3 protein-coding genes are annotated in these 2,005 nt (G+C 67.2%); all 3 read right to left on the reverse strand.

Annotated features, from left to right (window positions below; all coding sequences use genetic code 11):
• Positions 1-1,230, reverse strand: a 1,230-nt coding sequence (locus BUE42_RS34055; protein WP_235002734.1) for a DNA cytosine methyltransferase, incomplete at its 3' end; no start/stop codon positions are given.
• Positions 1,227-1,574, reverse strand: a complete 348-nt coding sequence (locus BUE42_RS31335; protein WP_143171883.1) for a hypothetical protein — start codon at positions 1,572-1,574, stop codon at positions 1,227-1,229. The genes BUE42_RS31335 and BUE42_RS34055, both read right to left, overlap by 4 nt.
• On the reverse strand, positions 1,571-1,963 hold the full coding sequence (locus tag BUE42_RS31340; RefSeq protein WP_073469428.1) for a hypothetical protein: 393 nt from the start codon (positions 1,961-1,963) through the stop codon (positions 1,571-1,573). The genes BUE42_RS31335 and BUE42_RS31340 overlap by 4 nt, the downstream gene beginning before the upstream one ends.
• Between the last annotated feature and the right edge of the window lie 42 nt (positions 1,964-2,005).

The raw sequence follows: 2,005 nt of genomic DNA on the forward strand, positions 1-2,005 counted from the left end.
GATGGGGCCGCTGATGGGGCCGCTGATGGGGCCGCTGATGGGGGTCTGCCGCGCGTTGAATGCGATGGCCGGCGGATGCGCGCCAGCCGCAAGCGGGTGGCAGGGGTCGCCGCGCTGCGGGTTGCTTCGGTTCTCTGCGCTGGTGATCTGCGTGGTGTCGAACACCAGCGACGTGCCGCGGCCCGATCCATCCTCGCTCGCATCGAATCCCTCGCCGCGCAGGCTGTGCGCGATGAAGGTCTCAGTCTCGAAGTCCAGCCGCCCCGAGCCGCCATGAGCCGACAGAGCCGACGAGACAGACACCGGACCGCTGCAGTTGTTCCCGCCGAAGGCGTGCGCGACGATGAATTCGGATTCGGACTTCAGGCCGCTTGTGTGATCGGCTGATCGCTGGCCGAGGGTCCCGGCGATCAGGTGGCTGTGGCCGTGGTTGGCGTCCTGGCCACTGGCGCCCTGCAGTCGGCCGAAGCTGGCGTCGAGGGTGGCGGCGACCGGCTGGATGTCGTCGCGCTTTCGAGCGCCGCCCGCAACTGCGCCGGCAGCGTCTTCCGTCTGGCCCCGGCTCGGCGCAAAATCCCGGCGCACGCCTTGCCACTCAAAAAGTACCGCTGCGGGATCGAACCCGTCTCGAGCACTTGCGACAACGAACACACGACGGCGGCGTTGGGCCAGGCCGAAATATTGGGCGTCCAGGGTCCGCCACGCGATTGCTCGCCGGGGACCATACACAGCACCAGCGTCCGTCCACCTTTTCCCTGGCGGGACGAGTGGCTCATCTTCGCCGGCAAGCCCAGCCAGAAAGCACCCGAAGGCGTTGTCCTTCGTGGAGAGGACACCGGGGACGTTCTCCCAGAGGATGCTGGCGGCGGGTTTGCCGTCTCGATCCCGTCGATGGTCAATTGCATCTGCCAGCTCCACGAATTTCAGGGTGAGATTGCCGCGCGCGTCGTCGAGCGAGTTGCGCAGGCCGGCGACGCTGAAGGCTTGGCACGGCGTGCCGCCGCAAAGCACATCTGGCGCATCGACCTCGCCGGCCAGCACGCGGCGGGCGATGGTCGTCATGTCGCCGAGGTTCGGTACGGTCGGGTAGTGGTGCGCGAGCACGGCGCTGGGGAACGCCTCGATCTCCGCGAACCACGCCGGGCCCCAGCCCAGCGGGCCGAACGCGACGCTGGCCGCCTCGATGCCTGAGCAGACGGATCCGAAGGTGATTGGGTCGTCGCTGCTCACCGGCTGAACTCCACCTGGCGGCGCGGCGCCATGACGTTCGGGAGTGCGTTGCTTGCCTCTTCAGTTGCATCGACCTCTTCGTCGCCGGGGCGGATCGGGCGGAGCCACGCATCCGGGATCACGACCAGAGAGCCGACTTCCGCGCGGAATGTCTCGCGAGGCACTTGGGGCGAGAACACGCGCTCCGGGAATGCGATCCGGCAGAGCCAGAACGGCGCCGGACAGACATCGGGGAACTCCGGGCTCGCGAGGGTCAAATCGACGCACTCGACGATCTGTCGAAGTGCGCTCGGCAGGAACGGGCTGTGCACGATCCTGGCCATGTCGCCCTTTTTGCAGTTCATGCTGCGGCCCTCCCCGACAACGCTTCGGTCAGCACGCGCTTGTCGTGCAGCAGCATCTCGTTCGCCTCCTTCAGCTCGCGAATCTGGCGCTCGAGCTCGGTCTCCTGGCGGCGCAGGCTCGCGAGGTCGTAGCCGCGGGCGTGGAGCATCCACAGCAGCGGGGCGTCGTTGCCGCACTCGTCCATCAGCGCGATGAACTTCTCCCACTTGATGCCTTCGACGTCGTCGGTCCAGCGGGAGAACTGCGCCTTGTCGGTCTTCAGGCGGCTCTGCACCTCCTTCGGCTCCAGGCCGGCAGCCTTCGCGCAGAGGCTGATCGCGCCGCCCAGCGTCTTCTCGCGGGCGACCTCCTGGGCCGTGATTTCAGAGGGGAATCCGAGTTGGTTCACAACTGGCCTCGATTCATTTGAGAGCGGTTGAGTGGCTCGCGG

The organism is Rhizobacter sp. OV335, from assembly GCF_900142965.1.
Classification (GTDB): Bacteria; Pseudomonadota; Gammaproteobacteria; order Burkholderiales; family Burkholderiaceae_C; genus Rhizobacter.